Raw genomic sequence first — 24,888 nt, 5'->3', positions numbered from 1 at the left:
GTTTGCAGAGGCCCGTGGCGGGAATTGGTCGGCCCCGCCGCGACGGCGGCCGTCACTGGACGTGGGGGACACGGTGTGCCCCGCCGTGTCGGAGGCATCCGGCGGTGTGCCGTCCGGAACCGTGTCCGGGCTCCCGGTGGCGCGGCGGGAACGACGGGTGGGCCGCTTTCCCGCGCCTGCATGACGCCCCGACGGTGGTCCGCGCTCCGACGCGGGCCGAGGACGAGGAGGAGGCCGGTCCCATGACAGTGCGTGCCGTCGAGCTTCCGCAGCTCTGGATGCCCCATCCGCTGCGGGTGAATCCGCATCTGCCGACCCTGCGCCGGGAGAGCGAGAACTGGGCCCGCGAGATGGGCATGCTGGACGCCTACCCGGACCACCGCGGTATCTGGACGAGGCCGGCCTTCCACGCCATGACCGTCGACCAGCTGACCGCCTGGACCCTGCCTGACGCCTCTCTCGCGCGGCTGCGCCTGAACCACCGGTTCAACGTCTGGGCGCTGGCGTGGGACGACTACTTCGCCACCACCTTCAAGCGGGCCGGCGACCTCCCCGGCGCGCTGGTCTTCACCGACCGGCTGCACGCCTTCCTGCCGACCGAGCCCGGGGCTCGGCTGCCGGTGCCCGCGAACGCCGTGGAACGCGGCATCGCGGATCTACAGGAACAGCTCTTCCCTCCCGAACTCGCACATTGGAGAAAGGACTTCAACCAAGCTCTGACCCGGTACATCGACGCGGGAGTCGAGGAGCTGGCCAACAGTCGCAGCGGCCGGGTCCCCCATCTGATCGACTACGTCGTGTTCCGGCGCGACAGTTTCGCCGCCCCCACGTCCCCGTACTCCGTCGAACTGGCGACAGGCGCTCGCATACCCGAGCGGATCCGGGACAGCCGGACCGTCCGCGCCCTACTCGACGCCTTCATGGACTACATGGGGCTGGCGAACGACATCGCCTCCTACGAGCGGGAGGTGCACGAGGAGCGCGACGTCAACAATCTGGTCCTGGTCATCGGCACCTCCCTGGGCATCGCTCTCCACGACGCCGTGCCCGCCGCGCTCACTCTGGTGAACACCCGGCTGCGGGACTTCGAGCACCTGAGACGCGACGAAATCCCTCCGCTCGTGGAGCGGTCCGGTCTGGACGCCGACGAGCGGGACCGGCTGGACACCTGGCTCCGCGGCGCCTGCGGATTCCTCTCCGGCCTCCACGCCTGGTACACCGGTGCGCCTCGCTACACCGCGGCGAGCCCGACGGACCGGGAGTAGCGGGCAGAGCAGGGCCTCGCGGCGAAGAGCCGTCGGACCCGCTCGCCCGCCCTCGTCCCGGACAGAGGGCGGGCCCGGTCGTCAGGGGCGGCCCAGCAGGCGCCCGAGCAGTGTCCGCCAGCGCGGACTCCGCTTCGGGGATCGCCGCAACGGATCGGGTGTGCTCTCCGGGCGGAGCGGTGCGGTCGGCCGCCCCTCGCTCGGTGCGGGCGGCGCCGGGAGTGGCTCGATCAGTTCGTGGTGCCGCGGGGAGCGTGCCGCGAACCGCACGGGCAGCGCCGTCAGATGCCGGGCCCAGGTGGAGGAGCGCCAGGCGAGGCTCTCCTCCGGCACGGCCAGGGCGATGTCGGGCAGCCTGGTGAGCAGGATGTCGATGCCCGTGTCGGCGATGATGCGGCCGATGTCCTGGCCGGGGCACTCGTGGGTGCCGGCGCTGAACGACAGGTGGGCGCGGTTGTGGTGCACCGGGGTCGTGGGGTCGGGCCGGATCGCCTGGTCGACGTTTCCCGCGGCCAGGCCCAGCAGGAGCATGTCGCCCGCCCTGATCTGCTGACCGCCCAGCGTGGTGTCGCCGTTGGCCCAGCGGCCGGGGCACACCATGAGCGGCGGCTCGTCCCACAGGACCTGCTCGACCGCTTCGGGCAGGGTCATCTGGCCGCCGGCGAGCGAGCCCCGGAACCTGGGGTCGGTGACGACCATGCGCAGCACGTTGGACATCAGGTTGGCGGTGGTCTCGTAGCCGGCGAGCAGGATGAGGCGCAGGTGGTGCTTCACCTCCTCGTCGGTGAGGCCGGCGGGATGCGCCATCAGTGCGGAGGCGATGTCGTGCCCGGGGCGGGCGCGTTTGGCGACGACGAGTTCGTCGAGGGCCTCCAGGATGCGGGCGTTGCTGGCGAGCGAGGTCTCGGTGGCCTTGAAGAGGTCGCGGGCGGCGTGCACGAGTCCGAGGCCGTCCTCGTCCGCCATCCCGAGCAGATGGGTAAGGGTGAGCATGGGGAGGTGCTCGGTGAACTGCCCCACGAGTTCGGCCTCGCCGCGCTCGCAGAAGGTGTCGATGAGCTGATGGGCGAAGCGGGTGATGTGGTGGCGCACACCCCGGTGGTCGAACTGGCTGAGGCCGGCCGTGACCGCGCCGCGGAGCCGCTGGTGTTCCTCGCCGTCCGCGCAGACGCAGTCGGGGCGCCAGCCGATCATCGGTACGAGGGGGGAGGTGGCGGGGTCGATCTCCCCGCTCGTCCAGCCGTGCCAGACGCGGGGGTCGCGGGAGAACTGGGTGGGCCGGCTGGCAACGTCGCGGTTCTCCGGGTAGCCCAGGACGAGCCAGGCGCGCACGTCGCCGTCGAGCAGGACGGGCGCCACCGGACCGTGGGCGGCCCGCAGCCGCTCGTAGAGGCCCATCGGGTCGGTCTCCGCCGCGGGTCCGTAGAGCCGGGTGGTTCCTCCGGGCCCCGTGGCGTTGTGGGCCGGGCAGCCCGGGGGCGGGAGCGGCCCCGGTGCCGCGGTGTCGGGTTCGGCGGGTGGCACGGTCATGCGGTCTCCTGGGCGGCGGCGAGGGTGTACAGGTAGGCCATCAGCGCGAGCAGGGCGTCGCGGCAGGACGCCCGGTCCCGTGCGTCGCAGGTGACGATGGGGACGGATTCGCCGAGGGCCAGGGCTGCGCGCAGATCCGACGGGGGGTACTGCGGGGCGTCGGGGAAGGCGTTGACGGCCACCACGAAGGGGACCCGGCGGTCCTCGAGACGGGTGATGGCCTCGAAGCAGACCTCGATCCGGCGGGTGTCGACGAGAACCACGGCACCGAGCGCGCCCTCGAAGATGCCGTTCCACAGGAACCAGAAGCGTTCCTGTCCCGGAGTACCGAAGAGGTAGAGCACCAGTTCACGGTTGATACTGATCCGTCCGAAGTCCATCGCGACGGTCGTGGTGTTCTTGCCGTGGGCACCGGGGTTGTCGTCGATCCCGGCGCCGGCCTGTGTCATGGTCTCCTCGGTGGTCAGGGGCGGGATCTCGCTCACCGCACCGACCATGGTCGTCTTGCCGACTCCGAAGCCGCCGACGATGACCACCTTGACGCCTTTGGCGCCGTGCAGCAGCGGCGTGTCGTGCCGGCTGACGGCGCGCGGGTCAGAGTTTCCGTAATCCATGGATCACCGCCTCCAGCAGTTCGCGTTGGGGGTATGCCGTGACGGGCACGGGTGCGATGGCCTCGACGCGTTCCTCCTCCACCAGCCGGGACAGCAGGACGGTGACGACGCTGAACGGGAGGGTGAGGTACGCCGAGAGCTCGGCCACCGAGAGGGGGTAGGCGCACAGGGTGAGGATGGCTGCCTGTTCGGGCTGCATGGACGGTTCGGGCGAATCCCTCGCCGCGATGAGCGTGACCAGGTCGAAGGCCTTGGGCGAGGGGCCGGAGCCACCGGTGATGACGTAGAGCGGTACGGGGGTGCCTTCATCCCAGGGAGGGTCCGTGTTCTCTGATGTCACATCGCCTGCCCGACGTCCTCACGGGGCGGACTGGTCATGTGCCGGCCGATCCGGACCACCAGGGTGCGCATGCGGTCACCGAGCAGTCCGGCGTCCACCTCCTCGTCGGCGAGCACGGCCAGGTAGGCGCCGGGGCCGGCGGCCATCAGGCAGAAGTATCCGCCGTCGGCCTCGATGCCGACCATGCGCGTGGAGCCGTCACCGTGCGGGAACATCTGGGCGATGGCCCGCGCCAGGCTCTGGATCCCGGAACAGGCGGCGGCGATGGCGTCCGCCGTGTCGGGCGCCGTGTTCGCCTGCCCGATGCTCAGGCCGTCGGACGACAGCACGACCACGTGCCGCACGTGCGGCACGCTGCCCACGAGCTCCGTGAGCATCCAGTCCATGTTGGGCAGTGGCTGCATGATTACTCGACCTCATCCGACGGTTCGCTGGGGGAAGGGGAAGATGCGGCGCCCGGCCTCTTGTCGCCGTTGAACGCCTCCCACATCAGGCCGGGCTGACGGGTCGTTCCGGAGGTGCCGAGCGAGCCTGCCGGGGTGTCGGGCCGCGCCGGGGTGGGCGATGCCGACACCACCGGCCTGGGGACGGGCGACTCCCGTCGGCGCTGCGGAAGCCCGTTGGGGGTCTTCGGTTTCTCGCCACTGTCCGCGAGAGCGTCACGCAGGAGCGTCGGTGGCGGTGTCGTACCGGGCGGTACCGGGCCGCTCGGGCGTCGCCGTACCGGCTCCCTGGTGCGTACCGGCGGCTGGGGCATCGTGGTGATCAGGCGCCGGGGGACGAGTACGACGGCTCGTACGCCGCCGTAGGCGGAGGTGCGCAGGTGTACCTGGCAGTCGTGCTCGTGGGCGAGTCTGCCGACGACGGTCAGGCCGAGCTGCGTCACCTCGCCCAGGCCGGCGAGCTGGATCCCGGACTGCGCGTTCGACATGACGCGCTCTACGCGCTGCCGGACCTCCTCGGTGAGACCGACGCCGCGGTCCTCGATCTCGATGGCGATGCCGGAGGGCACTTCGCTCGCGGTGACTTCCACCGGGGTCTGCGGCGGGGAGAACGTCGTCGCGTTGTCGAGGAGTTCGGCGAGCAGGTGGATCAGCGGTTCGGCACCCGGGCCTGTCACCGCCACCTCAGCCACCGACTGCAGCTTGACGCGAGGATAGTCCACGATGCGCGACATGGCGCCGCGGAGGATGTCGTAGAGCGGGATCGCCTTGGACCACTGGCGTCCCGGCCGCGCGTCGCCCAGGACCGCGATGCTGGCCGCGAGACGGCCGATCAGGGCGTTCCGGTGGTCGATGTCCTGCAGGCCGCGGGAGACCACCACGTCGTTGCCGTGCAGGATCTGCATGGCCCGCAGGTCCTTGGCGAGCTGGTGGACGATGGCCTGGACCCGGCGTGCGACGGCCACCAGGGTCCGCTGGGAGGCGTCGCGGGTGTGCTCCTCGGCCTCCACGGCCTCCAGGAGGGTCTGCAGCGCCCCTTTGAGCGCCTCGCCGAAGTCGGCGTCGAGGTGTTCCCCGAAGGCGACGGCCTGCAGGATCTCCGAGGAGGGATCGCCCTTCTTCAGCCGGGCGACGGCCGCGGGAAGGAGTTCTTCGGCGAGCCAGACGGTGGTGGACCGCTGGTCGGCGATCCGCCCCATCAGCGCGGCCTCGCGTTGCGCGTAGTATGCCTCCGCCTCGGCTCTCAGCCGGGCGCGGCGGGTCGACTCCGCCGTGCGCATACCACGCGCGGCCACGGCCGAGGCGACGACCGTCAGGGCGACGGCGGCGAGACCGCACCAGGCCACCGTGACCCGTATCTGTGCAGGGGAGAGGAGCAGCGCTATGGCGGAGGCCCCGGCCAGAACTCCCGAGGGGAGCAGCCATACTCGGGCGACCGGAGCCGACCGGGTTCTGGATGTCGAACCTGCACTAACCATCAAAGGGTCCCTAATCATTCTGGAACGAGCGGACCGGGGGCAAGGTGGTGCGCCGACAGGAACGGGGCGGATTTCGTTCGGGCAGAGCGGATACGTGTGCTCTCACGAGGTCTCCGAGGGTCGCATCGAGATCACGTTCGATCATTGCTCCCTCGTGCGGCCCGCTCCGTCCACCCGCATCCCAGCGTCCATGACTCGCTGTGAGCGCGGTGCAACACATCGCGGAGCATAGCCAGTTCGGGTCTCCCATGTGCCCCAGCCCGAAGGCCAGGCCCCGCTGGTCACTACACGGACATAAACCGACTTCAAATCGGTCCCCAAGAGCAAGAAATCGATCACATTCCGGCCTTGGTGCGTCGTGCGCCTTCCGGGGCCGCATCGCCGGCACCGGGAGAGCTGACCAACTGCGGGGAGGCCCGGCGTACTCACCAGCCGGGCCGGCCCACGTCCGCTCCGGCCGGCTCCTACTCGTCGTGCCGTCGGCGCACCATCTCGGTGATCCAGAGGGGCGCGAACGGCGACGTGCAGCCGGGAGCAGTCGGGTAGTCCTTGAGTACCTCCAGGCGCTCGCCGATGGCGAGGGCACGGGCGCGGTACTCGGCGTGCTCGATCCCGATCTGAGCCAGGCAGTGGTTCATCGCCCACTGAAGACGATCGGGGGCGTCCCTCATCTCCCTCTCGATGACGTCGAGGAGTCCCGCGAGGTCGAGGCTTGCCGGGTTCTTCGCCACCCGTTCCGTGGTCAGCGACCAACCGGCACTCGCGACCACGGGATCCGGATCGGCGAACCAGGTCAGGCGCAGCTCTTCCGAGTGCGGGCTCTTCTTCACCACGTAGTTCAGGAGCCAGTCGTGCACTTTGGGGAATCGCGCCTCGCGCATCATGACGTCCAACTCGTCGCGCTCGAAAGCCTTCGGCCGGCAGATCAGGATCGCCAGCAGTCTCGCCGCGGTGTCGCCCGTCGCCCAGAGCCGGCACGCGAGTTCCTGGTGCGTCTTCAGGCGCTTCGCGAGCGCGCGCAGCTCGCCGAGATTCACGCCGTGATCGTCACCGTGCTTCTCGTTGACCGCGCGTGTCTTCGGGTCCTCGAGTCCGGCCAGCTCGGCCATCACCTCGTCCACCATCGTCACGGACCTCAGCCTCCGCACGCTTCGCCCAGTCGGCCTTCCCCGAGCCGAACCTACCGGTCACCGGGCTCCCGTGAGCAAACCGGCCTCCGCTGAGACGACGTGGCGGCCCGTGGACGACGTCCGGCAACCGTCGCGCCGCGGGCCCGGGGGAATCCGGCCGGGCCCCGGATGCCGGATGCCGTCGAAGGTGTGGCTCGGGTCCGACAGGCACAGCGCGACCGCGTCCGCCTCGAACTCGGGCGAGTAGACCTTCATCACCATAAGAGAACCCTCCTCTCCGGCCCCTGGCGGGGCCGGGCTCAGAGGTGTCCACCACTCGGGGACAGGTCCCCGGGCTCGCCCATGAGGCACTGGGCGTATCCACCAGCTGGGCAGGTCGACGACCGGCCGGGCGGTGGCAGAGGTGAGGCCGCTACTCGCGGCCCGCGGGTTCGCGGTGCCGCAGCGCCCCGGACTGCGGCTGCGCAATAGGGGGGGGACGTGTTCGCCCGACGCGGTTGTCCGATCCCCAGGCACTCTGGACGACGGCGTACGTGCATCGCCGCCAACGGCACCCAGACGACCGGGGGCGGCCTCTGCTTCGGACCGACACGACGAGGCGACGTGGGCCGTCCCGGCCTGCCAGTGCTCCGAGATCCCACGTCTGACGCGGGAGAAGAAAACCGGAGGGGGCGGCCGTGCGGATCCGGGCCCCGGCTCCCTGCCAGGCCGCACGGCCAGAGCCCACCCGACAGGCTCCGAGAGCCTGTCGGGTGGACCCCGGCTCGCGGTAAAGGTGGTGAGGTTCAGCCTCGGTCGATGACGACGCGGTTCTCGTCGAAGTGCTGCCAATCCGTCACGAGATGGAACCGCGTGTGGCCCTTGAGACAGTCGAGGGCCACCTGCTCGCGGGCCTGGCCGCGCTCGAGCCGGACCTCGCCTTCCGTGATCATGTGCCCCAGCACCTGCCGGACGTCGTCCTCGTCGAGGCCCGTCGCGTTGGCCAGTCGGTCGACGGAGGTGAAGAGTTCGTCCGGGCGGTCCAACTCGTCGGTGAGGTACCCGATCAGCGCGTTCTCCGCGGACCCGATATCCCAGACGCGCCGCATGTTCTCGATGTCGGCTCGCTCGGCGTCGGTCAGCGGCAGAACGTCCTCGGGTCCGGGGAGGACATCGGGCATGGACCACACGCCGTCCCGCACGGTGGCGATGCCCAGCGCGAGCATGGTGTCCGCGAGCTCGCGGATCGTCGTCGGGACCGGCAGTCCCGCGCCGCGGAACAGGTCGGCGCACCTGACCCGGCGGGCTTCGGCGTCCGCCCGGAGCCGCTCCCTCTCCTTGTCGGTCTCCGCGTAGTCGAGTTCGTCCGGGTCCAGCCACATGACGGGAGAGTCGAGCGTGTCCCCGTCCCTGCCGAAGAAGGCGCTGGGCCGGCCGTCGAGGAGCTGCCGCAGGACGTCATCGACGTCGCCGCGCAGCTCCCGGAGCGTGGCGGTACCGAAGAGCATGCACAGCATCATCGCCTGGTGCTGGGGCAGGTACTCGGGCCAGCCGCTGGGGAACCAGCCGGTGTGCAGGGCCAGATCACGGTCGCGGCCGGCCTGCTTCGTCTTCTGGACGACGGACATGGGTCTCCTTTACGGGCGATGCTGGGGACGGGGAATCGTGGGGAGGTTCGCGATCCGTGTGACCCGGACGTGGGCGAGTGGTCCGTTCTCGTGCGGCCGGTCGTCGCGCACGACGGGCAGCCCGGCGGGCGCGGGAGCGTTCGGGTGGGTCACGACCGCGAGTCTGGCCACCGGCGCCGAACCTCGGGTGACTGTCCGCTCTTTCGTCACCTCATCGAGTGATCGGCACCGTAAGACCATTGACGGCGGGCACTCAGGGGGCAATGGGGGTCATCAGGATCTCCTCGTGCCGGCGTGGCGCCTGCCGCAGGCGATCGAGGCGCGCTCGTCGAGACGGCCGGCACACGGGTGAGAGCCCGCGATCGCTGGGGTTGTCGCTGCGCGAGGTCGGGCGCGCGCTCGACGGCCCCGCCTTCGTACCCTCGGCGCTCGTCGATGACCTCATCCGTCAGACCCGCGCACGCATCGCCGCGGAGCGCGAGCTGCTCGCGCGGATCGACGCCACGGAACCCGCCGGCCGGGAGGACGTACTGAAGACCGCCTCCCTCCTGCGGGCGCTGCGACGCGCCGGCCTGAGTCTGCTGTCGGCGGTGGCTCTGGCGCAGGGGGCGCAGGCGGTCGAGTCGGCGCGCGGCGCCGAATAGCCGGTCGGCCCCTCTCCCCCGCGCCGCCTCGGGCCGGGGGCGGAAGACGCCGGCCCCGCGCCCGGCGGGAGCCGGGGGCGGGGCGGAGTCGGAGCGGGGCGGCGTCAGGGCCGGGGATTCCCCGCCGGGCGCGTCACTTCTTCGGCAGCCATGCCTTCCAGGTCGACTCGTTGGCCTTGACCCACTTCTCGGCGGCGGCCTCGGGGGACATCTTCTCCCCGGCGATCATCTGCGCGACCTCGTTCTGCTGCTCGGTCGTCCAGGTGAAGTTCTTCAGGAACTCGGCGGCGTCGCCGCCGTTCTCGGCGAAGTCCGCGTTGAGGAACTTCTGCAGCGGCGTGTTCGGGTACGCGCAGGCGATCTTCTTCGGGTCCGCGTCGCAGCCTTCCTTGTACTCGGGCAGCTTGACCTCGACGAGCTCGACCTCGGCGTTCAGCCACTGCGGCGTCCACCAGTAGGTGAGGAACGGCTTCTCGTCCTTCACGTACTTCTTGATGGCGGTGATCTGTGCCGCCTCGGAACCCGCGTAGTTGGTCTTCAGGTCCAGGCCGAGGTTCTTGATGATCGAGTCGTCGTTGGTGACGTAGTCCGGCGAGCCTTCGAGGATCTCGCCCTTGCCGCCGCTCTCGGCGGTCGCGAAGTCCTTGGCGTACTTGTTGAGGTTCTTCCAGTCCGTCACGTCGGGGTGCGCGTCGGCGAAGTACTTCGGCACGAACCAGCCGATGTGGCCGGTGACACCGAGGTCGCCGCCCTTGACGACGGTCTTCTTCTCCTCGACGTACCGCTTCTCCTCCTTGGGGTGGCCCCAGTCCTCCAGGATCGCGTCTGCGTCGCCCTTGGCGAGCGCGTCCCAGGCGAGGACCTCGCCCATCTGCTGGGACTTGACGGTGTAGCCGAGCTCCTTCTCCAGGATGTACTCGGCGACGGCCGTGTTGGCCTGCGCGCCGACCCAGGACGGAACGGTCAGCTTCACGGTCTTGTCACCGTTGCCCGCGTCCTGGTTCTTGCCGGTCTCCGCGGCGCCACAGGCGCTGAGGGACAGGACGCCGAGGGCGCCGACGACGGCGGTGGCGGTACGGATGGCTCTGGTGCGGTTGCGCATGAGGGTGCTCCTGCTGTTCGTGACGGGGATGTCGCGGGTTGGTTCGGGGTGGTGCACGGGGGGTCAGGGACGTTTACGGGCGGCGGGCTGGGTGACCCTGTCGAGTACGAGGCCGAGGCAGACGATCGCCAGGCCCGCGGTCATGCCGAGGCCCATCTCGCCGCGGGACAGGCCCTTGACGACGTCGTACCCGAGCGCCCCGCCACCGACGAGCGCACCGACGACGACCACGGCGAGGACCAGCACGACGCCTTGGTTGACGGCGAGCTGGAGGGCCGGCCGGGCGAGTGGCAGCTGTACCTGGAAGAGCTGCTGCCGCGTCGACGCGCCCAGTGAGCGCGCCGCCTCCATGGCCGCGGGGTCGACCTCGCGCAGGCCCTGTGCGGTGATCCGCACGACGGCCGGCAGCGCGTACACGACGGCGGCGATGATGGCCGAGGCCCTGGTGACGCCGAAGAGCGCCACCACCGGGATGAGATAGACGAACTGTGGCATCGTCTGCATGGCGTCGAGCACCGGCCGCAGCCAGCGTTCGAGGCGGCCCATCCGGGCGCTGACGACACCGGCGAACACGCCGAGGACCAGGGTGACGAACAGGGCGGCCAGCACCTGGGACAGGGTGTCCAGGGACTTCGTCCACACCCCGAGGACGCCGATCGCCGACATCGCCAGGGTGGCCGTCAGCGCGGTCGCCCACGACCCGACGAGCCAGGCCAGCGCCGCGACGATCAGCAGCACCGACCACCAGGGCAGCCAGACCAGACCGTCCCTCAGCGGGTTGAGGATCCACAGCGTGAAGTTCTCCGACCAGGCTTCGGTGCCGCCGAGCACGGGGATGCCGGAGGAGAAGTGCTCGGTGATCCAGCCCTGCGCCTTGTTCACCGGGGTGGAGATGTCGAAGGTCCACGCCTCGGGCCACGCCCCGCCGATGAGGAAGCGGGCGCAGACGGCGACGGCGACACCCGCGCCGACCAGGGCCCATCCGGCGCGGCCGTGCAGCGGTCCGTTGCCCGGGGCGCCGCCGCCGACACGGTCGCCGGCCGCGGCCGTGGTGCGATCCAGCCAGATGGCGATCAGCACGATCGGGATGCCGGCGGTGAGGGCCTTGCCCACGTCCACGGTGGAGAGTGCCGAGTACACCTCTTCGCCCAGCCCGCCGGCGCCGACCAGGGCGGCGATGACCACCATCGACAGCGCCATCATGATCGTCTGGTTCAGGCCGAGAAGCATCTGCCGGCGGGCGAGCGGCAGCCGCGCGGTCCGCAGCCGCTGCCACGGGCTGGTGCCCAGCGAGGTGGACGCCTCCAGTACCGAGGGGTCGGCGCCGCGCAGCCCGAGCGCCGTGAGGCGGGCCATGGGCGGGGCGGCGTAGATGACGGTGCAGAACAGCGCGGCAGGTGTGCCGGTGCCGAAGACCAGGACGAACGGCAGCAGGTACGCGAAGGCCGGCAGGACCTGCATGGTGTCGAGTACCGGCCGCAGCGCGCGGTCGACGCGGTCGGACAGGCCGGCGGCCAGACCGATCAGGACGCCGAGCAGCGCGGCCAGCAGCACGGCGACGACCATCAGCGCGATCGTCAGCAGTGTGGCGTCCCACATGCCCAGCAGCCCGCACAGCGCGAACGCGCCGAAGGCGGTCCCGGCGACCTTGGCGCCGCCGCGGCCCAGGCCGGCGGCGCGCCAGGCGACGAGGACGCCGAGGGCGAACACGCCCAGCCAGCCCATGGCGTGCAGCAGGTCGTACACGCCGCCGACGGCGTCGGTGGCGGTGTTCGACAGGTGCAGCAGGAAGTAGAGGAACAGCGGGTGGGAGTCCCGGTTGTCGATGACCCACCGGTTGACGTCGTCGAGCGGGCCGGAGATGTCGACGTGCAGCGCGGAGGGCCAGTCGCCGCCTCCGAGGGCGATGCCGACGGGCACGAGCACGACCGCGATGGCGGCGAGCACGAACAGCTTGCCCTTCACCGGGTGGCGCAGGGCGTCACGGAACGTCCGGACGGCGGGGGTCTTCTTCCGCGTGGCGGGCGCGGAGACGGCGGCGGTCATCGCGACCACCTCGCGTCGGCGTGCCGGTGCGGTGCCGGGTGAGGTCTGTGGATCACGCGGCGGCTCCCGTGACGGCGGGCGTGCCGGCGACGACCCGCAGCAGGTCGGTGTGGTCGACCACGCCCAGGGTGCGGCCGTCCTCCACGACGCGTGCGGTCCGCCCGGTGCGGGCCACGGCCTCGATCGCCTCGAAGACGGTCGCGCCGGGCGCGAGCGTGGGTCCGTCGGCGGCCTCCTCGCCGTCGGCGGGCCGCATGGCGGTGCGCACGGTCATGACCTGTTCGCGCGGCACGTCGCGGACGAAGTCCCGTACGTAGTCGTCGGCGGGGCTGCCCACGATCTCCTCGGGAGTGCCGAGCTGGACGATCCGGCCGTCGCGCATCAGGGCGATGCGGTCGCCCAGCTTGAGGGCCTCGCTCAGGTCGTGCGTGATGAAGACCATGGTGCGGCCCTCCTCGCGGTGCAGTCGGACGACCTCTTCCTGCATGTCGCGTCGGATGAGCGGATCGAGGGCGCTGAACGGTTCGTCGAAGAGCAGCACCTCGGGGTCCACGGCGAGCGCGCGTGCCAGGCCGACGCGCTGTTGCTGCCCGCCGGACAACTGGCCGGGCCTGCGGTGTTCGAGGCCCTCCAGGCCGACCTTGGCGACGATGTCGGAGGCCCGTGCGCGGCGGGCGGTCCTCCCCATGCCCTGGATCTCCAGGCCGTAGGCGACGTTGTCGAGGACGGAGCGGTGGGGCAGCAGACCGAAGTGCTGGAAGACCATGGAGGCGCGGTGGCGGCGCAGTTCCCGCAGCCGTGTGGTGTCCATGGACAGGACGTCCTCGCCGTCGATGGCGATCCGGCCCGACGTCGGCTCGATGAGTCGGGTCAGACAGCGCACCAGCGTCGACTTGCCGGAGCCGGACAGACCCATGACGACGAACACCTCGCCCTTGCGGACGTCGAAGGAGACGTCACGCACGGCGGCGGTGCAGCCGGTGCGTTCACGCAGCTCCGTGGGGGTGAGGGCGGCGAGAGCGGGGTCGGCCGGGATCTTGGCTGCCTTCGGTCCGAAGACCTTCCACAGGTCGCGTACCGAGAAGACAGGCGGTGGGGTACTCATCAGGCTTTGCCTCCCAGCAGGTCCGCGCACTTCTCCCCGACCATCAGTACGGTGATCATCGGGTTGACGGCCGTCATCGTCGGGAAGACGGACGCGTCGGCGATCCGGATGCCTTCGAGGCCCCGAATCCTCAGGTCGGGGGCGACGACGGCGTGCGTGTCGTCCTCGGCTCCCATCCGGCAGGTTCCGGCCGGGTGGTAGACGGTGTGCGCGACCTTGCGCGCGTACTCGCTGAGGTCCTCGTCGGAGGTGACCTCGGGGCCCGGGCAGACCTCACGCTTCAGCCAGCCGGCCAGCGGCTGCCGGGCCGCGATCCGCCGGGCGATCCGGATGCCGTCGACGAGGGTGCGCGCGTCGTAGTCGTCCTCGTCGGTGAAGTACCGGAAGTCCAGCGCGGGCTTGACCTCGGGGTCGGCGCTGGTCAGGTAGAGCCGTCCGCGGCTGCGGGGCTTGGGAATGTTCGGAGTCATCGACACGCCGTGCGCGGGGCGTCGGTAGCCGAGCCGCTCGGGGTTGTCGGTGAAGGGGATCTGGTAGAAGTGGAACATCAGGTCGGGGCCCTCGGACACGGGGTCCCGGCGCACGAAGAGCCCGGCGTCGCTGTCCATGGCGGAGTTCTCGGGGATCGGTCCGTCGGTCTCCCAGACGATGACGGACTCGGGGTGGTCGAGGAGGTTCTCGCCGACTCCCGGCAGGTCGTGGACGACGGGGATGCCGAGGTTCTCCAGGTCGGCACGCGGGCCGATGCCGGAGTGCATCAGCAGCCGGGGGGTGTCGACGGCGCCGGCGCAGACCAGCACCTCACGGCGTGCCCGGACCAGCCGTTCCCGGCCGTCCTTGGTACGGACGTGCACGCCCTTGGCCAGCTTGCCCTCCAGCTCCAGCCGGTAGGCCCAGGTCTCCAGCGCGATGTGGAGGTTCGGACGGTCCAGGAAGGGATGCAGGTAGGCCACCGACGCGGAGGAACGCTTGTTGTTCTCCGGGTGGTAGGCGAGGTCGAAGAAGCCGACTCCCTCGTGGAAGGGCTGCCGGTTGAAGCCCTCGACGCGTGGCACGCCGAGCTCGCCCTGCGCGGCGTCGACGAAGTCACGCGCGATCGCGTTCCGGTCGGCCTCGTCGACGGGGACGATGTTGTTGCGGAGTTTCGCGAAGTACGGATCCATCGCGGCGGCGTCCCAGCCGTCGGCACCCGCCTGCGCCCACTCGTCCCAGTCGGACGGCAGCGGCTTGAAGGCGATGAGGGTGTTGTGGGACGAACAGCCGCCGAGGACCCGGGCACGGCTGTGCCGGATGTGCGAGTTGCCGCGGGGCTGCTCGGTGGTCGGGTAGTCGTAGTCCAGCTCGCCGCCGAGGAGTCCCATCCAGCGGCGCAGGGTCAGTACGTCGTCACGGCCGACGTCGCTCGGGCCGCCTTCGATAACGGCGACGGTGACGTCGGGGTCCTCGGTGAGGCGGGAGGCGATGACGGAGCCGGCGGTGCCGCCGCCGACGACGACGTAGTCGTACTCATGGATCTGGTCGGTCATGGTGCGTTTCCTTGACTCAGCCCGCGAACCAGCGCACGGGGCGCGGGGCGAGGTTCTGGTAGATGTGCTTGGCCTCGCGGTACTCGGCCAGTCCGGTGGGCCCCAGCTCGCGTCCGTTGCCGGACTTGCCGAAGCCGCCCCATTCCGCCTGCGGCAGGTAGGGGTGGAAGTCGTTGATCCAGACGGTGCCGTGCCGCATCCGGCGTGCCATGCGCCGCGCGCGTCCCGCGTCGGCCGTCCAGACCGCGCCGGCCAGACCGAACTCGGTGTCGTTGGCCAGAGCCAGGGCCTCTTCCTCCGTACGGAAGGTCTCGACCGTGAGCAGGGGGCCGAAGACCTCCTCCCGGACCACCCTCATGGAGCGGTGGCAGTGGTCGAGGACGGTGGGCCGGTAGAAGTAGCCGGGGCCGTCGGGCCGTTCGCCGCCGGCGCGCAGGACGGCGCCCTCGGCGAGAGCGGAGGCGACGAAGTCCTCGGTCCTGGCCAGCTGGCCCGCGGAGACGAGGGGGCCGCATTCGACACCGTGGTCGGTGCCCCGGCCGAGGCGGATCTTCTCCGCCCGCCGGGCCAGCTCGGCGACGAACCGCTCGCGGAGCGACTCCTCCACGATGAGGCGGGAACCGGCCGAGCAGACCTGGCCGCTGTGGATGAAGGCGGCGTTCAGCGCCTGGTCGACAGCCGTGTCGAAGCCCTCCGCGGTGCCGCAGGCGTCGGCGAACACGACGTTGGGGTTCTTCCCGCCGAGCTCGAGAGCGACCTTCTTGACGCTGTCGGCGGCGGCTCGGGCGACCTTGGTGCCGCTGACCAGGCCGCCGGTGAAGGACACGAGATCCACGTCGGGGTGGTCGGCCAGCCTGGCACCCACCGGGTCACCGGCGCCGGTGACGATGTTGGCGACGCCGGCGGGCAGTCCGGCCTCCACCAGCAGTTCGATCAGCGCGACCGTGGTCAGCGGAGTGATCTCGCTGGGCTTGATCACGAAGGTGTTGCCCGCCGCGAGGGCCGGAGCGATCTTCCAGCTCGCCTGCAGGAGCGGATAGTTCCACGGTGTGATCAGGCCGCACACACCGATCGGCTCGTGGACGACCACGCTGTGGATGTCCTCGGACCCCGCGTCGACGACCCGCCCACCGCTCTCGTTCATCACGAGGTCGGCGAAGTAGACGAACGCGTCGCGGACGCAGTCGACGTCGACGCGCCCCTCTTCGAGGGTCTTGCCCGCGTCCTGGCTCTCGAGCGCGCCGATCCGCTCGCGGTCCCGCTCCAGTAGCGCCGCGACCCGTCGCAGCAGGGCCGCGCGCTCGGCGACGGCGGTCGAGGGCCACGGTCCGTTGTCGAAGGCGTCCCGCGCCGCCGCGACGGCGGCGTCCGTGTCCGCCCGACCACCCTCCGCCACCACGGCGAACACCGTCGCGTCGACGGGGTCGATGATCTCCCGCGTGGCGCCGGAGGCGGCCGTCCGCCACTCTCCGCCTACATGGATGGTCTTCTGCGTTGCCGACACGTCTCTCGCCCTCTGTCCCGATTGCTCCGCCGGTCTGCCGACCCAGCGATTCGACCGCCTGCCCACAACCGCGGAATCCATGCGCAACGCATTACCGAAAGTGACTCGGCTCACCTTTGGCGGTCTCGCGGCGGCCCCACGCGCGGTCCGGCCGGGTATCCGCGTCCCGCCGTCGGCCCACCCTCGCGCGGGACCCGGCCCAGGCGGGCCGGTGGCCACGGCGGCCGTTTCGGTACCGGGCGCGAGACGGACGTCGACACGGGTCGACCGGTGCCGCGGGAGCGTTGCGCGGGGTGACGTAGGCGCCGCGTGGGGACGATCGTCGCCGTGAACCGGCATGACGGCCGGCCGTGGCCCCCACCCGGCTCCACCGGCACGGCGTGCTCGCCCGGACCCCGGCCCCGTGTCAGGGTCGTGAGCCGCCGCCGCGCCCTCCCGCCAGTACCACTCCCGCCCGCGGGCGGGGTCCGACACCCGGAGCCGCGGGGCTTCGCGTCCGCCCTCGGGCCGGGAGTCCATGGCAGCCTGGGGCGACGGCGCGTGACGGCCCCGAGGAGGACGACGGTGAACGACCCGGACGTGGGCGACTCCAGGGTGGTCATGAACAGGTGCATGTCGCTCGACGGGTTCGTCGCCGGTCCCGGCGACGCGATGGACTGGATCATGGAGTTCCTCGGGCCCGGCGACTTCCCCGAGGTCATGGCGGCCACCGGCGCCATGCTCATCGGCCGGCGTACCTACGAGGTGGGCAGACGCATGACCGGCGACAGCTACGACGGGGGCGCCCGGTTCGTCATGACCCATGAGCCGCCGGACACGCCGGACCCACGGGTCACGTTCCTCACCGGCGACCTCGAGGAAGCCGTCGCCAAGGCGTTGCGCGCCGCGGACGGCAGGAACGTCGAGATCCTGGGCACCGACCTGGCCGGTCAGTGCCTGCGACGGGGCCTGGTGGACGAGATCCTGGTCTACGTGCTCCCGGTGCTGCTCGGCGACGGCACCCGGCTGTTCTCCTCCCCCGGACTCGGCCGGATCGATCTGGCTCCGCTCTCGACCAGCCGGTCGGGTGCCGTGACCGTCCTGCGGTTCCGCGTCGTCACGTAGCGGCGACCTCGGCCGCCTTCGTCGGCCGCTCCCCGAAGCCGTCGCGCGACGGGCGTCGACGCGCCGACACCTTTACGACCAAGTCGTGACACGTGAGGAACCAGGGTCACAGGGGGCTCGTGAGGTCCCATCGGCTGATCCGAGCCAAAAGAAGAGCCTTCCACGGGGCAATTGTTGGCCGGGCGCCCGCCTGCCCTCCCCCGCCCCGGCCCCTAGCATTCGACCACCGCCGCCCGCACTGGTGGTGAGCAGCAGAGAACGACCTGGCATGCACATGATATTTCAACTGTTGCCGGTTGGACCACCCTTGCGCAGCGCCGGCGCCTCGGTCCACCGCGGTGGCCCCGCGAGTGCCGCCCGCCTCCTCGGCGGGCGGCGCCCCGGGCCGCGGCCGGACGCAGGCCCGCGCTCCCGCGATCACCCGGCAGCGAAGCAATGGATGGGAGAAACATGAGAATCCCTCTGCTCGCGAGCGGAGCGATCGCCGCCCTGTTCGCCTCGGCCCTGCCGACACAGGCGGCCCCGTCGTCGATCGCCGACCCGCCCCCGGACAGGATCGTGATCGACATCGCCACGGTGAACGGCTCCGGCTGCCCCCAGGGCACCGCCGCCATCGCCGTGTCCGAGGACAACACCGCCTTTACCGTCACCTACAGCGACTACCTGGCGCAGGCGGGCGGCAACTCCTCCCCCACGGCAGCGCGCAAGAACTGCCAGCTCAACCTCCTGGTGCACGTACCCCAGGGATTCACCTACGCGATCGCCAGCGCCGACTACCGCGGCTACGCGTCGCTGCAACCCGGCGCGAGTAGCACCGAGAAGGCCTCCTACTACTTCCAGGGCTCTCCGAACACCGAGTCCCGGACACACACCTTCCAGGGCCCGCACGAGGACAACTGGCAGGCCACCGACGACACGGACTGGGCGCAGCTGGTGTGGGCGCCCTGCGGTGTGCAGCGGAACTTCAACATCAACACCGAGATCCGGGTGAACGCCGGCACGTCGAATCCGGCCGCCACCAGTTACATGACCATGGACTCCACCGACGGCGACATCAACACCGTCTACCACCTGGCCTGGAAGGAGTGCCCCGCGGGCTGACGTCGCGCCCCGGTCGGACCTCTCTCCCCGGCCGGGGACCCTCCCGCCGGACGGCGGGGCACCGCCGTCGGTCCGGGCTGCGCCGTATCAGGGCGCGGGGGCCCCAACGGGGCGCCACCCCGGGAGTCACCCTGGTGCGGGAGGAGCGGTCCCCGGCGGCCACCACGGCCCGACCGGCCCTCAGAGTCTGCCGGGTGGCCTCTGACCGGGTGGTCACGCCCTGGCACGCACGCTGCCGGCGTTACCGACACGCCCCGGTGGCTCCGCTACAGCGACCTTCCGGCGCCTGGGAATCGCACGCACCAGACCGCGCCGGCCCGCCGGCCGAAGGCCACCCGACAGGCCCTCAGGCGTAGGCGGCGAGGAAGACGCGAACGCCACGGGCGGCATAGCGCTCGAGGTCGGCCTCGTCGAAGTCGGCGCCGCCGTGGAACATGGCCTGGTTCACCGGAATCCACAGGAGCAGTCCGGCGAAGTGGTGGGCGGCCAGCACGGAATCGTCGTCGACGTCGAGAAGCCCCTGGCCGGCGAGATCCCGGAAGGTGGCCGCCAGGGTGGCGAGGACGCGCTCGAAGCCCCGTTCGTACCAGGTGGCGCCGAGTTCGGGGAAAGCGTCGGCGTTGGCGATGACGAGCCGGCGCAGCCGGATCACCTGCGGCTGGGTGAGCGCGCCGAGGAACCGGCGGGCGAGACGGGTCAGGTTCTCCTCGAGGGCGTCGGCGTCGGCGGGGATGTCCGCGACCAGGTCGACCATGGCGTCGATCCGGTCGGTGGTGCCCAGCACGATCTCGGCGAACAGCTTCTCCTTGTCGGAGAAGTGCTTGTAGACGGTCTGCTTGGACACCGCGGCCAGCTTCGCGATGTCGTCCATGCTCGTCCCCGCGTACCCCTTGGCCAGGAACACGGTGGTCGCGGCATCCAGGATCGCCTGATGTTTGCGTGCCGACCGGTCGTCCGTCATCAGAGCCCTCTCGCTTCGGTCCGTCCCACCCCGCCGACACAGAGTACTGGACCGATCAGTACCCACCTGGGTACTGTACCGTCCAGTTCTCAAGTGGCTCGGTGCTCTGCCCCCGCGCCGCCCGTCGAAGGGGTTTCCATGGGCGTGGACAAGGTGTTCTCGGCCGACGGTACGGCCATCGCTCTCGAGCGGCAGGGCACGGGCCCCGTGGTGGTGCTCGTCGGCGGCGCTTTCATGACACGCGCCGATTCCGCCGGGCTCGCCGGTCTCCTGGCCGGTCGCTTCACGGTGGTCACGTACGACCGTCGGGGCCGAGGCGACAGCGGGGACGCGCCCGCGTACGACGTGCAGCGCGAGGTGGAGGACCTGGACGCGGTGATCGGCCGTGCCGGCGGCACGGCCATGGCCTTCGGCATGTCCTCCGGTGCCGTTCTGGCACTCGAGGCCGCCGCCCGGGGCAGCGCCCTGACCCGGCTGGCCCTGTACGAACCCCCTTTCATCACGGACGGCAGCCGGCCGCCGCTGCCGTCCGACTACGTCACGCACCTGGAGGGGCTGCTGGCGCGCGGGGCGTACGGCGACGCCGTGGCCTCCTTCATGACCGCCGCGGTGGGCATGCCCGCCGAGGTCGTCGCCGGGATGCGGCGGGCTCCCTTCTGGGGAGGGTTGGAGGCGACGGCCCGCACCCTGCCCTACGACGGCCGGATCATGGGCGACACCATGTCAGGTCGCCCCCTGCCCGCGGACCGCTGGCGGTCGGTGACCATCCCCGTCCTGGTCGGCAGCGGGGACGCGGGGGCCCCGCACATGATGGCTGGCGCACGTGAACTCGCGGCGTTGGGAGACCACTTCACCCTGCGTACCTTCCCGGGCCAGGAACACGACATCGCACCCGGGTTCCTCGCCCCCGTCCTGGCGGAGTTCTTCGCCGCGCACCGGGAGGCGTGACGGGGTCGCGGTCCCGGACGCCCCGGAACGATGACGGAGCATCACGGGGCCCCGTCGAAGGGGCGGTCCCCCCCGCCCCTTCGACGGTGACGGCGCCCGGCGCGCGGGAGCCCTCCGCTGGGCCGCCCCGCCGGCCGGGACACCTCAGAGCCTGGCGTCACCGTCCGCGGGCTCACGGCGCCCTCTCACCAGGTACCGCAGAGCGGTGGAGAAACGGTCGACGGCCCACAGAAGCCCCAGCGCGCAGAACAGGAAGGCGACGAGCAGGAGCAGCACCAGGGCCGTCAGGACCAACGTTCCTCCCCTGGCGGCGATCTCCCGCCCCAGCGGCCCCGCCCACACACCGACGGTACCCACGGCGGGCACGGCCACGGCCGCGGCCACCGGCACGATCCTGCGCAGCAGCGGCTCGTCCTCGTCATCCACTGCCTCACCGTGGTCCCTCCCTGCCTCCCGCACACGAGGAGTGTGCATGAGTCGACGCCGGAGGTCGACGCCGCGTCCGCGCGGTGGACGGCGGTCGCACCCGACCGTGGCGGCATCCCGCCCTGCCGCCCAGGGTCCGACTCGCACCGCCCGGCCGCCTGTTCCCGCATCGCGACTCCCGGCTCCCGAGGGGCGCCCAGCGCTCCCGTCCGCGACGGCGCCGCCCGGCCTCGACGGGTCGTCAACGCCGCCTGCCTGGCGCCCCGTACGGGGGACGGGTCCCCCGGTCCGGGCGGACCGCCGGGCCCTGCCCCCCGGCGCGGCGGGAACACACGCCGTGCCTCGGCGTCCGGAGCGGCGCGGGTGCCCGCGGGGCCGCCCGCGCGGCCCGGAATCCGACCGAGTGACCGACCGTGTCTCCGGCCGGAAGCCGACCGGCCGACACCGCCCGCCGGTCTCGAGTCCGTTGCCCGGCCACCGGTCCCGACCCGTGCCGCGCCGTGGTGCCGGAGCCGGTCCCGACCGTGCCGCGCCGTTCGACTCATGCGGTGGTGTGCGGGAAACTGTCCCCCGCACGACTGTCCCCGCGAACCTCGCAGTGCCCCGTACGAAGAGGCCCACTCCCACCGATCGCGGCGCACTCGGCCGCAGAAGGCGCGCCCCGTGTTCCGGACCTATCTGCTGCCCGTCGAGGCCGCGGTCACGCTGTTCCCGCTCATCGCCCTGCTGATCATGGGACCCGCGGCCGTCCACGGGTACCGTCGGCGCGGCCGCGCCGGCGGCTGGCCCGTCCTCGTCTTCTACAGCTTCGTGTTCTACCTCCTGGCCGCCGTGTTGCAGACCGTCATGCCGCTGCCGGCCGACACCGACGCCCACTGCGCGACCGTCCGGTACGCCGAGAGCCCGCAACTGCAGCCGTTCGCCTTCCACGCCCGCATCGCCACCACCGTCGACGGGGACTGGACCGTGGGCACCCTGGCCGGAGTCACCTCCACGTGGACGACCGTCCTCAACGCCGTACTCCTCCTCCCCCTCGGCGTCTACCTGCGCTACTACCTCCGCCAGAGGCTCCTCCCGGCGACGGTCCTGGCGTTCGCGACGTCGCTGTTCTTCGAGACCACCCAGTACACCGGGCTCTGGTTCGTCTACGCCTGCCCTTACCGGCAGTTCAACGTCGACGATCTGACCCTCAACACCGCCGGCGCCGTCGTCGGCTGGTTCGTCGCCGGCCCCCTGAGCCGACTGCTGCCCGTCAACGAACCCGACTTCGAGCGCACCCGGTACGGCCACCGCGTGACACTGACCCGCCGCGCGCTGGCCTTCCTGACGGACCTCGCAGGCTGGCTCGTCACCTGGACCCTGACCGCGGGTCTGCTGGGCGTCGCCACGGACTGGCCCACCGGCCGACGCTACGCCCTGCCTGCGGGCGCGGCCCTCGGGCTGCTGTGGTTCTGGGTCCTTCCCGCCCTCTTCGCCACGACTCCCGGCCGTCGGGCCGTCCTCCTCCGCCTCGCCCGGCCCGACGGCCGCCGGCCTCGGCTGCTGCGCGTCACGGCACGCACCTGGGTCCAGTACGCACCCCTCGCCCTGGCCTGGATGGTCCTCGCCCATCACACGGCGACCCTCCCCCTTCCCGACCCGGCGGGACCGCTCATGCCGTACGCGGCGCTGCTGGGCGCGGCCGTCGTCTGGGGTTCCCCGCCCCTCGCCGTCGTGCTGCGCCGTGATCGCCGGGCCCCCTACGAACGCTGGTCCGACACCGTCAACCTCCCCGCTCCGGACGCGCCTTCCGGATCGGAGGGGCCCTTGTCCGCGGAGCGCGCGGGTATCCCCTCGCCGGCTCCGGCTGCCGACGGGCCCGGGGACTCGGCGGGGCACGGCCCCCTCCACGATCCGCGTCCACCGCGGTCGGGGTGACGCGCGTCGCCGCCGTCCGTCACGGCGGCCCCGTGCCGCCGCGGGCCGCGGGACGGGAGCGTGGGCAGCACGGGCTCCGGCCGTCGGGTGACGGTGTCCGGGGCGGCGGTCGGTCGTCGTGTCAGCCGTGCGACGCGGCGTCAGACGGTTAACGTGCACGGCATGAACGCGTTCTCGCCAGAGGTGCACGAGCTGCTCACTCACCGGAACATGGCTCACCTCGCGACCGTCATGAGCGACGGGTCGCCGCACGTGTCCCCGGTGTGGATCGCCGTCGAGGGCGACCGGTTGGCGGTGTTCTCCGCGCAGGAGAACCTCAAGCTGAGGAACATGCGCCGAGACGGCCGGGTCGGCCTGTCCGTGTGCGACGAGCACAACCCCTACCGGAGTGTGGTGATCCGAGGTCGCGTCACCGAGGAGGTCGGCGGCCCGGAAGCCCTGGCGATCACGGACCGGATGAGTCGGCGCTATGTGGGCATGGACTTCCCCGTGCGCAGTGCCGTCGTCTCGCTGATCACGCCCGACCGCGTGATTCTCCAGCACCTTCCCTTCGAGCATCCGTCCGGGACGTGACGGCGCGCCCCGAGCGGGGTGCGCGAGGCACGGACGGCACGGCGGATTCCGGGAACCGCCGCTCCGCGCGCAGGCGGCAGGGTGCTCGCCCGCGAACCCGACCGCCTCCAGCGCCGCCCCGGGCGCACCGCCAGGGCAGGTCGAGTCGGCCGCCGGCGCCTGTGCCGCCCCCGCCGCGCTCACCCGTCCGTGAGGGCGCGGCGGGCGGCTTCCACGGCTGTGTCCGGGTCGACGCCCAGGCGACGGACGGCGTCGGCGTAGGCGCGGGCGTGGTCGGCGAGGCGGGCGGCGGCGAAGGGAGCCGTCGGCCGGGGCAGCGGGGCGACTTTGGTTCCGGCGCCACGGCGGCTGTGGACGAGGCCGGCGGCTTCCAGTTCGCGGTAGGAGCGGACGACCGTGCCGTTCGCGAGGCCGAGGTCCGCCGCGAGCTGACGCACCGAGGGAAGCCTAGCCCCCTCGGCCAGCGTGCCGGAGAGGATGAGTTCGGCGAGCTGGGCGCGAATCTGCTCGTACACGGGGACCGGGCTCCCGGTATCGACGCGGAGTGCCGTCATCGCCGCGGACCGCGCGGGACGAGGTTGGCCACGCACCAGGCCGCGCTGACGACGGCGAGCAGGGCGACCGGCAGCAGGGTCCAGGCCAGGGCGTGCGCGGGGGCTCCGAGGCAGTCCGCCGCGCGCGTCGCGGAGGACATGAGGAGAGCGGTGCCGGCCAGCGGGGCGGTCACCGACAGGCCCCAGGCCGCGATGACCGTCCGGGCGCGATGCCGCAGACCCTCGGTGTCGGTGGCCGCCGTCAGCACGATGCGGCGCAGGGTCCAGGCGCACAGGACGGTGCCCGCGGCGAGCAGGCCCAGCAGGGGCAGTCCGTAGTAGGCGCCGGGCCACGGGCCCCTGGTCAGGGTGTACTCGGCGCAGGCGACCGTGAGCGCGCGGCCCGCACGCCCCGCGTCGTCCGGGGAACCGGCCGCCCAGGCACCCGCGAGCAGGGCGACGAGCAGGGCCGCCTGGACGGTCAGGAGGCCGGTCGTCCGGCGGGGCAGCTGGTCGCGTACCCGACGGGGCGTCAGGGTGGCTCTGCGCACGGCGCCCTGCGGCCCGGCCCGCAGGCCGTCCGCGGCCAGGACCCCGGCCATGGCGCAGACGCAGAACGCGGTGATGCCGGTCAGGAAGCCGGTGCCCAGCCGTGGGCCGAGCGTGCCGGCCGGCCAGGCGAGCGCGGCTCCGGCGAGGAGTCCGGCCCACCGCACGGCGTACCCGAGCATGCGCCGGCGCGATGTCTCCACGCTGTCGATCATGGAGCACCCTCTCCTGTTGTACGGACGACGAGACACCAGAGTGCGGACAGGAACACACTTGTGTCAAATGTTCGATACAAGTGGTCGGGGGTCGGACCGCCGGTGTGCGGTCGCGCACGACGCGCGCGCGGGAGAGCCCGCGCGCGCCCGCGGATTCCGCCGGGGCGCCCGGTCCCTCCGAAAGCTCCCGGATGGCCGGAAATACCGGCACCCGGCCCGCCCCTTCC

General features: G+C 71.7%; 24 protein-coding genes. 7 read left to right on the top strand and 17 right to left on the bottom strand.

What is annotated here, in order from left to right:
- Positions 1–242: 242 nt before the first annotated feature.
- On the top strand, positions 243–1,265 hold the full coding sequence (locus tag OG393_RS32105; protein WP_327378213.1) for a terpene synthase family protein: 1,023 nt from the start codon (positions 243–245) through the stop codon (positions 1,263–1,265).
- Positions 1,266–1,346: 81 nt separating this feature from the next.
- Here the strand turns inward: OG393_RS32105 and OG393_RS32100 are convergent, their stop codons facing one another.
- The 8 genes from OG393_RS32100 to OG393_RS32060 form a co-directional block, all read right to left on the bottom strand.
- Positions 1,347–2,795: a cytochrome P450 gene (locus tag OG393_RS32100; RefSeq protein WP_327378212.1), complete on the bottom strand. Its 1,449-nt coding sequence runs from the start codon at positions 2,793–2,795 to the stop codon at positions 1,347–1,349.
- Positions 2,792–3,409 carry a GTP-binding protein gene (locus tag OG393_RS32095; RefSeq protein WP_327378211.1) on the bottom strand — a complete coding sequence of 206 codons (618 nt, stop codon included), beginning with the start codon at positions 3,407–3,409 and terminating at the stop codon, positions 2,792–2,794. Before OG393_RS32095 ends, OG393_RS32100 begins: the two co-directional genes overlap by 4 nt.
- Positions 3,390–3,749, bottom strand: coding sequence for a DUF742 domain-containing protein (locus OG393_RS32090; RefSeq protein WP_327378210.1), 360 nt, complete (start codon positions 3,747–3,749; stop codon positions 3,390–3,392). The genes OG393_RS32095 and OG393_RS32090 overlap by 20 nt, the downstream gene beginning before the upstream one ends.
- Positions 3,746–4,153, bottom strand: a complete 408-nt coding sequence (locus OG393_RS32085; protein WP_327378209.1) for a roadblock/LC7 domain-containing protein — start codon at positions 4,151–4,153, stop codon at positions 3,746–3,748. The genes OG393_RS32090 and OG393_RS32085 overlap by 4 nt, the downstream gene beginning before the upstream one ends.
- A gap of 2 nt (positions 4,154–4,155) precedes the next feature.
- Positions 4,156–5,670: an ATP-binding protein gene (locus OG393_RS32080; protein WP_327378208.1), complete on the bottom strand. Its 1,515-nt coding sequence runs from the start codon at positions 5,668–5,670 to the stop codon at positions 4,156–4,158.
- A gap of 464 nt (positions 5,671–6,134) precedes the next feature.
- Entirely contained in the window at positions 6,135–6,794 is a 660-nt protein-coding gene (locus OG393_RS32075; RefSeq protein ID WP_327378612.1) for a DNA alkylation repair protein, read from the bottom strand.
- 791 nt (positions 6,795–7,585) lie between these two features.
- Positions 7,586–8,407, bottom strand: coding sequence for a DUF6042 family protein (locus tag OG393_RS32065; protein ID WP_327378207.1), 822 nt, complete (start codon positions 8,405–8,407; stop codon positions 7,586–7,588).
- 9 nt (positions 8,408–8,416) lie between these two features.
- On the bottom strand, positions 8,417–8,560 hold the full coding sequence (locus tag OG393_RS32060; RefSeq protein ID WP_327378206.1) for a hypothetical protein: 144 nt from the start codon (positions 8,558–8,560) through the stop codon (positions 8,417–8,419).
- A 218-nt stretch (positions 8,561–8,778) separates the two neighbouring features.
- On the opposite strand from OG393_RS32060, the gene OG393_RS32055 reads away from it, so the two are divergent.
- Positions 8,779–9,051: a hypothetical protein gene (locus OG393_RS32055; RefSeq protein ID WP_442817385.1), complete on the top strand. Its 273-nt coding sequence runs from the start codon at positions 8,779–8,781 to the stop codon at positions 9,049–9,051.
- A gap of 133 nt (positions 9,052–9,184) precedes the next feature.
- On the opposite strand, the gene OG393_RS32050 is transcribed toward OG393_RS32055, so the two are convergent.
- From OG393_RS32050 to OG393_RS32030, 5 genes are all read right to left on the bottom strand, one after another.
- Entirely contained in the window at positions 9,185–10,153 is a 969-nt protein-coding gene (locus OG393_RS32050; RefSeq protein ID WP_327378205.1) for an ABC transporter substrate-binding protein, read from the bottom strand.
- A 63-nt stretch (positions 10,154–10,216) separates the two neighbouring features.
- Complete coding sequence (locus OG393_RS32045) at positions 10,217–12,199, bottom strand: ABC transporter permease (protein ID WP_327378204.1); 1,983 nt, start codon at positions 12,197–12,199, stop codon at positions 10,217–10,219.
- Positions 12,200–12,251: 52 nt separating this feature from the next.
- Positions 12,252–13,304 carry a quaternary amine ABC transporter ATP-binding protein gene (locus OG393_RS32040; protein WP_327378203.1) on the bottom strand — a complete coding sequence of 351 codons (1,053 nt, stop codon included), beginning with the start codon at positions 13,302–13,304 and terminating at the stop codon, positions 12,252–12,254.
- Positions 13,304–14,830, bottom strand: coding sequence for a GMC family oxidoreductase (locus tag OG393_RS32035; RefSeq protein ID WP_327378202.1), 1,527 nt, complete (start codon positions 14,828–14,830; stop codon positions 13,304–13,306). The genes OG393_RS32040 and OG393_RS32035 overlap by 1 nt, the downstream gene beginning before the upstream one ends.
- Positions 14,831–14,846: 16 nt before the next feature.
- Positions 14,847–16,334, bottom strand: a complete 1,488-nt coding sequence (locus OG393_RS32030) for an aldehyde dehydrogenase family protein (protein ID WP_327378201.1) — start codon at positions 16,332–16,334, stop codon at positions 14,847–14,849.
- 564 nt (positions 16,335–16,898) lie between these two features.
- On the opposite strand from OG393_RS32030, the gene OG393_RS32025 reads away from it, so the two are divergent.
- Both OG393_RS32025 and OG393_RS32020 read left to right on the top strand, forming a co-directional pair.
- On the top strand, positions 16,899–17,438 hold the full coding sequence (locus OG393_RS32025; RefSeq protein ID WP_327378200.1) for a dihydrofolate reductase family protein: 540 nt from the start codon (positions 16,899–16,901) through the stop codon (positions 17,436–17,438).
- 450 nt (positions 17,439–17,888) lie between these two features.
- Entirely contained in the window at positions 17,889–18,539 is a 651-nt protein-coding gene (locus OG393_RS32020) for a DUF4360 domain-containing protein (protein WP_327378199.1), read from the top strand.
- A gap of 346 nt (positions 18,540–18,885) precedes the next feature.
- Here OG393_RS32020 and OG393_RS32015 read toward each other — a convergent pair whose 3' ends face one another.
- Positions 18,886–19,500 carry a TetR/AcrR family transcriptional regulator gene (locus OG393_RS32015; protein ID WP_327378198.1) on the bottom strand — a complete coding sequence of 205 codons (615 nt, stop codon included), beginning with the start codon at positions 19,498–19,500 and terminating at the stop codon, positions 18,886–18,888.
- A gap of 138 nt (positions 19,501–19,638) precedes the next feature.
- Here OG393_RS32015 and OG393_RS32010 point away from each other — a divergent pair, with 138 nt between their 5' ends.
- The gene (locus tag OG393_RS32010) at positions 19,639–20,448 is read left to right on the top strand and encodes an alpha/beta fold hydrolase (RefSeq protein WP_327378197.1); all 810 of its coding nucleotides are present in this window, start codon (positions 19,639–19,641) and stop codon (positions 20,446–20,448) included.
- Between the two features lie 144 nt (positions 20,449–20,592).
- On the opposite strand, the gene OG393_RS32005 is transcribed toward OG393_RS32010, so the two are convergent.
- Complete coding sequence (locus OG393_RS32005) at positions 20,593–20,874, bottom strand: hypothetical protein (RefSeq protein WP_327378196.1); 282 nt, start codon at positions 20,872–20,874, stop codon at positions 20,593–20,595.
- 663 nt (positions 20,875–21,537) lie between these two features.
- Between OG393_RS32005 and OG393_RS32000 the strand changes: the two genes are divergently transcribed.
- Together OG393_RS32000 and OG393_RS31995 are read left to right on the top strand one after the other, a co-directional pair.
- Positions 21,538–22,791: a VanZ family protein gene (locus OG393_RS32000; protein ID WP_327378195.1), complete on the top strand. Its 1,254-nt coding sequence runs from the start codon at positions 21,538–21,540 to the stop codon at positions 22,789–22,791.
- 162 nt (positions 22,792–22,953) lie between these two features.
- Positions 22,954–23,364, top strand: a complete 411-nt coding sequence (locus OG393_RS31995; RefSeq protein WP_327378194.1) for a PPOX class F420-dependent oxidoreductase — start codon at positions 22,954–22,956, stop codon at positions 23,362–23,364.
- A gap of 179 nt (positions 23,365–23,543) precedes the next feature.
- Here the strand turns inward: OG393_RS31995 and OG393_RS31990 are convergent, their stop codons facing one another.
- Both OG393_RS31990 and OG393_RS31985 read right to left on the bottom strand, forming a co-directional pair.
- Positions 23,544–23,879 (bottom strand): GntR family transcriptional regulator, encoded by a 336-nt coding sequence (locus tag OG393_RS31990; protein WP_327378193.1) that lies wholly within the window; start codon positions 23,877–23,879, stop codon positions 23,544–23,546.
- A gap of 35 nt (positions 23,880–23,914) precedes the next feature.
- A complete protein-coding gene (locus OG393_RS31985; RefSeq protein ID WP_327378192.1) occupies positions 23,915–24,661 on the bottom strand; it encodes a hypothetical protein in 747 nt (248 codons plus the stop codon).
- Positions 24,662–24,888: the final 227 nt, after the last annotated feature.

The organism is Streptomyces sp. NBC_01216, assembly GCF_035994945.1.
In the GTDB taxonomy this organism is placed as follows: Bacteria; Actinomycetota; Actinomycetes; order Streptomycetales; family Streptomycetaceae; genus Streptomyces.
The sequence above is the reverse complement of the archived record's forward strand: the minus strand, read 5'-3'. Positions and strand labels throughout refer to the sequence as shown.

What these genes read in the sequence shown, in the direction of transcription:
- OG393_RS32065 (WP_327378207.1), bottom strand. Translation starts at nt 8,407, where the DNA reads ATGTCCGTCGTCCAGAAGACGAAGCAGGCCGGCCGCGACCGTGATCTG.
- OG393_RS32020 (WP_327378199.1), top strand. Translation starts at nt 17,889, where the DNA reads ATGAGAATCCCTCTGCTCGCGAGCGGAGCGATCGCCGCCCTGTTCGCC.
- OG393_RS32105 (WP_327378213.1), top strand. Translation starts at nt 243, where the DNA reads ATGACAGTGCGTGCCGTCGAGCTTCCGCAGCTCTGGATGCCCCATCCG.
- OG393_RS32015 (WP_327378198.1), bottom strand. Translation starts at nt 19,500, where the DNA reads ATGACGGACGACCGGTCGGCACGCAAACATCAGGCGATCCTGGATGCC.
- OG393_RS32080 (WP_327378208.1), bottom strand. Translation starts at nt 5,670, where the DNA reads ATGGTTAGTGCAGGTTCGACATCCAGAACCCGGTCGGCTCCGGTCGCC.
- OG393_RS32095 (WP_327378211.1), bottom strand. Translation starts at nt 3,409, where the DNA reads ATGGATTACGGAAACTCTGACCCGCGCGCCGTCAGCCGGCACGACACG.
- OG393_RS32100 (WP_327378212.1), bottom strand. Translation starts at nt 2,795, where the DNA reads ATGACCGTGCCACCCGCCGAACCCGACACCGCGGCACCGGGGCCGCTC.
- OG393_RS32035 (WP_327378202.1), bottom strand. Translation starts at nt 14,830, where the DNA reads ATGACCGACCAGATCCATGAGTACGACTACGTCGTCGTCGGCGGCGGC.
- OG393_RS31985 (WP_327378192.1), bottom strand. Translation starts at nt 24,661, where the DNA reads ATGATCGACAGCGTGGAGACATCGCGCCGGCGCATGCTCGGGTACGCC.
- OG393_RS32075 (WP_327378612.1), bottom strand. Translation starts at nt 6,794, where the DNA reads ATGGTGGACGAGGTGATGGCCGAGCTGGCCGGACTCGAGGACCCGAAG.
- OG393_RS32085 (WP_327378209.1), bottom strand. Translation starts at nt 4,153, where the DNA reads ATGCAGCCACTGCCCAACATGGACTGGATGCTCACGGAGCTCGTGGGC.
- OG393_RS32010 (WP_327378197.1), top strand. Translation starts at nt 19,639, where the DNA reads ATGGGCGTGGACAAGGTGTTCTCGGCCGACGGTACGGCCATCGCTCTC.
- OG393_RS32045 (WP_327378204.1), bottom strand. Translation starts at nt 12,199, where the DNA reads ATGACCGCCGCCGTCTCCGCGCCCGCCACGCGGAAGAAGACCCCCGCC.
- OG393_RS32040 (WP_327378203.1), bottom strand. Translation starts at nt 13,304, where the DNA reads ATGAGTACCCCACCGCCTGTCTTCTCGGTACGCGACCTGTGGAAGGTC.
- OG393_RS31995 (WP_327378194.1), top strand. Translation starts at nt 22,954, where the DNA reads ATGAACGCGTTCTCGCCAGAGGTGCACGAGCTGCTCACTCACCGGAAC.
- OG393_RS32050 (WP_327378205.1), bottom strand. Translation starts at nt 10,153, where the DNA reads ATGCGCAACCGCACCAGAGCCATCCGTACCGCCACCGCCGTCGTCGGC.